The sequence below is a fragment of the Amycolatopsis ruanii genome, from assembly GCF_003385175.1.
In the GTDB taxonomy this organism is placed as follows: Bacteria; Actinomycetota; Actinomycetes; order Mycobacteriales; family Pseudonocardiaceae; genus Amycolatopsis_E; species Amycolatopsis_E thermalba.
This window is the reverse complement of record NZ_PQHY01000135.1, coordinates 1-7,428: the sequence shown is the minus strand read 5'-3', so window position 1 is coordinate 7,428 and position 7,428 is coordinate 1. Positions and strand designations below refer to the sequence as shown.

The following is a 7,428-nucleotide window of genomic DNA, read 5'->3' as shown; positions in this document are numbered from 1 at the left end:
AAGGCTTCTACAACACACGCCGACTACATTCAGCGCTGGGATATCGACCACCGATCGAAGTGCTCGACGAATGGTTCACCAATCAGCAGGTTGCGTGATACAGTCCGCTTGAGCCGCGTCCGAGATTTTCGGAGCACATCAAAAGAGTACCTTGACACGCCTGATCGGCGACCAAAAGCGGGCTGGGGATCGGGAGCGGGGGAGGTCTGGTTGGGGTAGTCCGTGCGTTGCGTTGCCCGGCTTGCGGGTTGTTCGTGGCGCTGGAAAAGAAAAAAGGCCCCGCTTCGCGAGGCCCTTCGCTGGTCTCTCTACCGTCTGCGGCGGGGTTTCCACACCACCAGGGCGGTTTCCTGCTTCATCGGCACCAGGTCCTTCCGGTAGGAACGGTGCACCGCCGCCGCGGCTTGTTCGGCCGCCGCGTACGCCGTGGCCAGTTCTTCGGTCAGTTCGGCGATCCGGGACTGCAGCGCCTCGACCTGGTTCTCCAGCTCGATGATCCGCTTGATGCCCGCCAGGTTGACGCCCTCCTCCTGGGACAGGCGCTGCACCTCGCGCAGCAGCGCGATGTCCCGCATGGAGTACCGCCGCCCGCCGCCGGCTGTTCGGCCCGGCGACACCAGGCCCATCCGGTCGTACGACCGCAGGGTCTGGGCGTGCAGGCCGGACAGCTGCGCGGCCACGGAGATCACGAAGACCGGGGTCTCCTCGTCGGCCCCGTGCGGCAACCCGCCGAACACCTCGATCAACTCCTCTCGCGGAGCAGCTTCGTGATCTCCGGACGCGGGTCGTGCTTCTCGGCGATCTTCGCGTACGCCTCGAGCGCCTCCCGCTCCGAAGACTCCAACCGCGACGGCACGGCCACCTGCAGCGTGACGAGCAGGTCGCCCTGCGAACCGTCCCGCTTCTTGATGCCCTTGCCGCGCACCCGCAGGACCCGGCCGCTGCCGGTCCCCTCGGGCACCTTCACCGAAACCTTCCCGTCCAGCGTCGGCACGGTGATCGTCGCACCGAGAGCCAGTTCGGGGTAGCTCACCGGGACCGTGATCGTCAGATCATTACCCGACCGGCCGAACACCGGGTCCGGGTTCACGTGCACCCGGACGTACAGGTCACCGGCCGCCGCGCCGCCGCGACCGGGCTCGCCCTGGCCGGCCAGCCGGATCCGCTGGTTGTCGTCCACACCCGCGGGCACCCGCACGGTCAGCGTCCGCGTCTGGGTGCTGACGCCCTCGCCACCGCACTCGGGGCACGGGTCGTCGATGATCCGGCCGCGGCCACGGCAGTCGCGGCACGGCTCGGAGAACGCGAACGCCCCCTGGCTCCGGCTCACCAGCCCCGCGCCCATGCAGGTCGGGCAGGTGCGCGGCGTGGTGCCCGGGCGGGCGCCGTTGCCGTGGCACGTCGAACACGTCGCCGGGCTGGACAGCCGCAGCGGCAGGGTCGCGCCCTTCACCGCCTCGGCGAAGTCGATCCGCACGTCCGTCTCGACATCGGCCCCGCGCTGGCCGCGGGTGCCCGTGCTCTGCTGGCCCCGGCGGCCGAACAGGCCACCGAGGATGTCGCCCAGCCCACCGAAACCGCCCTGCGCGCCCGTGCCCGCGGTCTGGCCGAAGATGTCGCCGAAGTCGAAGCCGCCGGTGCCGCCACCGCCCGGGAAGCCGAAGCCACCGGGCCCGCCGCCCGCACCGAACAGCCGCCGCGCCTCGTCGTACTCCTTGCGCTTGGCCGGATCCGACAGGACGCCGTAGGCCTCCGAGACGGCCTTGAACTTCTGCTCGGCCTCCGTGTTGCCCGGGTTGGCGTCCGGGTGGTTCTCCCGGGCCAGCTTGCGGTAGGCCTTCTTGATCTCGTCCTGCGAAGCGTCGGAGGAGACGCCCAGCTCACGGTAGAAGTCCTTACCGATCCACTCCCGTGCACTCACCGGACGTCTCCTCCTCTCGCGTGCGTGTTACTGCTGTGCGTTCTCATCCGACAACTGCTCGACCGGTAGCTCACCCTCGACCGGGGCCTCGCCCGGCTCGTGGTCGGTGACGCCCACCAGCGCGGCCCGCAGCGTCCGGTCGCCGAACCGGTAACCCCGGCGCAGCACCGTCGTCACCGTCGGCCCGGACACGTCCGGCGAGGTGTTGTGCTGCACGGCCTCGTGCACGCTCGGGTCGAAGGGATCGCCCTCCGCGCCGAACGGCTCCAGCCCGATCCGCTGCAGGCTCGCGACCAGCTTGTCCGCGACCGCCTTGAACGCGCCGGTGAGGTCGCCGTGCTGCTCGGCCCGCTCGAAGTCGTCGAGCAGCGGCAGCAGGTCGTTCACCACCGACGCCTTCGCCGCGGTGACCACGGCCTCCCGGTCGCGGTCCACGCGCTTGCGGTAGTTCGCGAACTCCGCCTGCAGGCGCTGCAGGTCGGCGGTGCGCTCCGCGAGCTCCTTCTCGACGTCCGACGGAGCCGCCACCGCGTCGTCCACGATGGACTCGCCGAGCGACGGCCCGGCGTGGGCCGCCGGGGCGTCCGCGGCAGGCGCCTCGGCAGCCTCCGGCTGGGTCCGCACCTGGCCGGTCTCGGGGTCGATCTTGCGCCGGTCCCGCACGACCAGGGGCTCGGTGACCGGCTCCTGCTCGTCGATCTCGTTCGAGTGGCGTCCCGTCACTTCTTCTCGTCCTCGTCCACGATCTCGGCGTCCACCACGTCGTCCGCGCCCTTGTTCTCGGACGCGCCCGCCGCACCCGAGTCGGCACCCGGGGTGGCGCCACCGGCCTGCTGCGCGTTGGCGTACAGGGCGGTGCCCAGCTCCTGCGACGCGGTGTTCAGCTTCTCGATGGCTTCCTTGATCTTGGCCGTGTCGGTGCCCTTGAGCGCCTCGTTGGCCTCGTCGATCGCGGTCTTGACCTTGCCCTTGAGGTCCTCGGGCAGCTTGTCGTCGTTGTCCTTGACGAACTTCTCGGTCTGGTAGACCAGCGTCTCGGCCTGGTTGCGGGTCTCGGCCTCCTCGCGGCGCTTGCGGTCCTCCTCCGCGTGCGCCTCGGCGTCCTTGACCATCCGCTCGATGTCCTCCTTCGGCAGCGCGGAGCCACCGGTGATGGTCATCGACTGTTCCTTGTTGGTGCCCAGGTCCTTCGCCGTGACGTGCACGATGCCGTTCGCGTCGATGTCGAAGGTGACCTCGATCTGCGGCACGCCGCGCGGGGCCGGCGGGATGCCGGTCAGCTCGAACATGCCGAGCTTCTTGTTGTGCGCGGCGATCTCGCGCTCACCCTGGAACACCTGGATCTGCACCGACGGCTGGTTGTCGTCCGCCGTGGAGAAGATCTCCGACCGCTTCGTCGGGATGGTCGTGTTGCGCTCGATGAGCTTGGTGAACACGCCGCCCTTGGTCTCGATGCCCAGCGACAGCGGGGTCACGTCGAGCAGCAGGACGTCCTTGACCTCACCCTTGAGCACGCCGGCCTGCAGGGCGGCGCCGACGGCGACGACCTCGTCCGGGTTCACGCCCTTGTTCGGCTCGCGGCCGCCGGTCAGCTCCTTGACCAGCTCGGCGACGGCGGGCATGCGGGTGGAACCGCCGACCAGCACCACGTGGTCGATCTGGCCGACCGAGATGCCGGCGTCGCGGATCACGTTGTTGAACGGCGCCTTGGTGCGGTCCAGCAGGTCGGAGGTGATCCGCTGGAACTCCGCGCGGGACAGCGTCTCGTCCAGGAACAGCGGGTTCTTGTCCGCGTCGACCGTGATGTAGGGCAGGTTGATGTTCGCGCTGCTCGAGCTGGACAGCTCGATCTTCGCCTTCTCCGCGGCCTCGCGGATGCGCTGCAGCGCCATCCGGTCCTTGGTCAGGTCGATGCCGTGGCTGGCCTTGAACTTGTCCACCAGCCAGTCGACGATGCGCTGGTCCCAGTCGTCACCACCCAGGTGGTTGTCACCGCTGGTGGCGCGCACCTCGACGACACCCTCGCCGATCTCCAGCAGTGACACGTCGAACGTACCGCCACCGAGGTCGAAGACCAGGATGGTCTGCTCCTTCTCGCCCTTGTCCAAGCCGTAGGCCAGCGCGGCCGCGGTGGGCTCGTTGACGATGCGGAGCACGTTCAGGCCGGCGATCTGGCCGGCCTCCTTGGTGGCCTGCCGCTGGGCGTCCTCGAAGTAGGCGGGGACGGTGATGACCGCGTCGGTGATCTCCTCACCGAGGTAGGCCTCGGCGTCGCGCTTGAGCTTCATCAGCACGCGCGCGCTGATCTCCTGCGCCGTGTAGGCCTTGCCGTCGATCTCGGTCTTCCAGTCGGTGCCGATGTGCCGCTTCACGGACCGGATGGTCCGGTCGACGTTCGTCACGGCCTGGTTCTTCGCCGGCTGACCCGTCAGCACCTCGCCGTTCTTGGCGAACGCGACGATCGACGGGGTCGTGCGGGAGCCTTCCGAGTTGGCGATGACCGTCGGCTCGCCGCCCTCCAGGACAGCGACGACCGAGTTGGTCGTGCCGAGGTCGATGCCGACCGCTCGCGCCATGGTGTGTTCCCTCCTGGTTAGCCTCTGTGCGCAGCCCTGCGAGCTGCGGTTTCGCGCCCGCGTTGAGCGGGTGGTACTCAAGTTCTATCTCGGGCGCGTGTCGGGCGTCAATCAGACTTGAGTGATGCTCGCTCAACCTTTCTGACAGGGTAACGAGCGAGTTGCCGGGCTTGTTCCCGGCGTACCCGAAATGAGGTACGCGGCTTCGTGGCGGCGGACACAAGCCGAGTTGTAGAGGCCGGTGTGCCCGTCGCCGTCGTGGACGAGCAGCGTGCTGCCCTCGATCCGGGCGGACAGGCTGCGCGCCCAGGTCAGCGGCGTGGCCGGGTCGTGCGTCCCGCCGACCACCAGGATCGGCGGCGCGCCGCGCACCGGCTCGGGGTGCGGCGGATTCGCGGCCGGGACGGGCCAGCCGAGGCAGCCCGACGCGAAGTCCCAGAACTCGGAGTAGCGCCAGCTGTGCGGCGCGACCTCCCGGACCTGCTCGGCGAGCCGCCGCAGGTCCGCTGGTCCGGTGAACGGCGCCGGGAAGTCCTGGCAGCCGACGGCCCGGTAGGCGGCGTACTCCGGCGAGGTGAACTGCATGACCGAGGTCAGCGCGCTGGCGTCCCGCGGCGCGGCGCGGAGGGCATCGGCCAGCCGCGGCCACAGCTGGGGGAAGTAGAGGTGGGAGTAGACGCCCGCGGCCAGCTCCTCGGGGGTGGCCCGGCGGCCGAGTTGCGCCGAGGGCGCGCCGTCCGCCATGAGCGCGTCGTAGCGGGCGAGCACGTCCTCCCCGCAGGTGCTCGCGCACCACTGGGCGAATCGGAGCAGGCCGTCCTCGGTGGCGGCGGCCTCGTCGAGGATGGCCTGGCGCATCGGCAGGGCGTGGTCGACCGCGCCGTCCAGCACCATCGCCCGCACGTGGTGCGGGTAGCGGGCGGCGTAGAGCGCGCCGATCTCGGTGCCGTAGGAGACGCCGAGCCAGGAGATCCGGTCCTCGCCGAGGGCGAGCCGGATGCGCTCGACGTCCTCGGCGACGGTCGCGGTGTCGACCCGGCGGGGTCCGCGGCAGCCGAGGCCGACGTCCCGGTTGTGCGCGGCGAGCCGGGCGTAACCGGCGTCGTCGGCGGGGAAGCGGCTGACCGCGGGGTCGTGCATCGGGCCGCACGTGATGGCCGGGGTGCTGCCACCGACGCCGCGCGGGTCGAAGCCGATGACGTCGAACCGCTGGTTCAGCTCGGCGAACTCCGGGGTGGCGAGGCCGAGGCCGCCGTAGCTGACGACGTCGGCGCCGGATCCGCCCGGCCCGCCGGGGTTGACCAGCAGCGAGCCGATGCGGCGAGCCGGGTCGAGCGCGGGCAGGCGGGTCAGCCGCAGCATCGCGCCCGGGACGTCGAGTTCGGCGCACTGCAGGCGCTTCGCGGTCTGCGGGGTGGCGCAGTCGTGCCAGGTCAGGGCGGGTGCGGCCGGGGTGATGACGGGGGTGACGAGCAGGGTGGCGGCGAGGGCCAGTGCCGGGATCATGCGTGGGTCACCGTCGCGTCGCCGCTGGAGGTGCGGACGTCGAGCAGGTGGGGCGCGGCCGGGTCCTGGACGACGTTGATGGAGCGGTCGCCGCTCTTGGTCTCGCCCGCGACCCGGTAGCGGTCGGCGGGGACGACGACCCGGATGTCGCCGCTCTGGGCCTCGGCGTGGACGTTCTGCGCGGTGGCGAGGCCGACGTCGATGCTGCCGGATTTGGTGCGGGTCGTGACCGGGCCGGTGATGTCCTGGACGCGGATGTCGCCGGAGCTGGCGGCCAGGTCGACCGAGGCGGCGCCGTAGACGGTGAAGTCGCCGGAGCGGACCTCGCCGGTCACGGTGGTGCCGCGCGGCACGACGACCTCGTAGTCGACGGTGCAGTCGTTGCCGCAGCCGTCCAGGACGAGCTGGGCACCGGCGAGGCGGAAGGCCTGGCCGGGCTGGTCGCCGTCGTAGTGGAGGACCTGGTTGACCGAGGTCGTGGCGGTGTCCTCGATGCGGATCCGCACGTCGCCGGAGTTGTTGTCGACGTGGACGGCCGAGATCGGCTGCGTGACGGTGCTGGTGAGCTCGGCGCGTTCGGAGATGCGCCACCAGTCCCAGTTCAGGGCGATCCCGACCCCGGCGACGATCAGCGCGATCCCGCCTATCGCGAGTGCCGGCTTGCGCATTGCGTCCTCCCCAGTGAACTTTGCTGTGCCGGACACGCTATGGCCTGGGCGTGGGGGGCCGGTATCGGGGAAGCCCCCGGTTCATCCCGGGGGTCACCCCGACCGGCACTAGGGTGATCACCGGCCACTCTGTGACGAGGAGGAAGCGATGCCACAACCACCGAACCCGTACGAGTTCCTGCCGTCGGTGCCGGCGTTCACGGTGCGCAGCGACGACGTGGCCGACGGGGAGACGCTCGCGGCGCCGCACCTGAGCGGGATCTTCGGCGTCCCCGGCGGTGCGGACCGGTCGCCGCACCTGGCGTGGGAGGGCTTCCCGGCCGAGACGAAGAGCTTCGCGGTGACGTGCTACGACCCGGACGCCCCGACGGCCAGCGGTTTCTGGCACTGGGCGGTGTACAACATCCCGGCGTCGGTGACTTCGCTGCCGTCGGGTGCCGGGGACGCGTCGGGCTCCGGCCTGCCGGCGGGCGCCGTGACGGTGACCAACGACGGCGGCGTGCGACAGTTCCTCGGCGCGGCGCCGCCTCCCGGGCACGGGCCGCACCGGTACTTCTTCGTCGTGCACGCGCTGAACGTGGAGTCGCTGGACCTGCCCGACACGGCGACGCCGGCGTTCCTGGGGTTCAACATGTTCGGAGCGACCCTGGCACGCGCGATGGTGGTGCCGGTGGACGAGAACAAGGGCTGAGCTGGACGGGTGAGCGAGCCGCCCGGCGGGGGTGGGTTGTCCGGCGGGCGGCTCGCTCACCCGTCC

7 protein-coding genes are annotated in these 7,428 nt (G+C 70.7%); 1 reads left to right on the top strand and 6 read right to left on the bottom strand.

Features of this window, described 5'->3' with window-relative positions; all coding sequences use genetic code 11:
- Positions 1-308: 308 nt before the first annotated feature.
- The 6 genes from D0D28_RS34780 to D0D28_RS34755 all read right to left on the bottom strand — a co-directional run bounded on the left by D0D28_RS34780 (position 309) and on the right by D0D28_RS34755 (position 6,671).
- Positions 309-746 (bottom strand): heat shock protein transcriptional repressor HspR, encoded by a 438-nt coding sequence (locus tag D0D28_RS34780; protein WP_094006474.1) that lies wholly within the window; start codon positions 744-746, stop codon positions 309-311.
- On the bottom strand, positions 743-1,921 hold the full coding sequence (dnaJ, locus tag D0D28_RS34775; RefSeq protein ID WP_094006473.1) for a molecular chaperone DnaJ: 1,179 nt from the start codon (positions 1,919-1,921) through the stop codon (positions 743-745). Before dnaJ ends, D0D28_RS34780 begins: the two co-directional genes overlap by 4 nt.
- 27 nt (positions 1,922-1,948) lie before the next feature.
- Positions 1,949-2,644, bottom strand: coding sequence for a nucleotide exchange factor GrpE (grpE, locus tag D0D28_RS34770; RefSeq protein WP_094006472.1), 696 nt, complete (start codon positions 2,642-2,644; stop codon positions 1,949-1,951).
- The gene (dnaK, locus tag D0D28_RS34765; protein WP_094006471.1) at positions 2,641-4,497 is read right to left on the bottom strand and encodes a molecular chaperone DnaK; all 1,857 of its coding nucleotides are present in this window, start codon (positions 4,495-4,497) and stop codon (positions 2,641-2,643) included. Before dnaK ends, grpE begins: the two co-directional genes overlap by 4 nt.
- Before the next feature lie 132 nt (positions 4,498-4,629).
- Entirely contained in the window at positions 4,630-6,003 is a 1,374-nt protein-coding gene (locus D0D28_RS34760) for an alpha/beta hydrolase (protein WP_116115437.1), read from the bottom strand.
- The gene (locus tag D0D28_RS34755; protein WP_094006469.1) at positions 6,000-6,671 is read right to left on the bottom strand and encodes a DUF4097 family beta strand repeat-containing protein; all 672 of its coding nucleotides are present in this window, start codon (positions 6,669-6,671) and stop codon (positions 6,000-6,002) included. Before D0D28_RS34755 ends, D0D28_RS34760 begins: the two co-directional genes overlap by 4 nt.
- 148 nt (positions 6,672-6,819) lie before the next feature.
- On the opposite strand from D0D28_RS34755, the gene D0D28_RS34750 reads away from it, so the two are divergent.
- Positions 6,820-7,362, top strand: a complete 543-nt coding sequence (locus D0D28_RS34750; protein ID WP_116115435.1) for a YbhB/YbcL family Raf kinase inhibitor-like protein — start codon at positions 6,820-6,822, stop codon at positions 7,360-7,362.
- Positions 7,363-7,428: the final 66 nt, after the last annotated feature.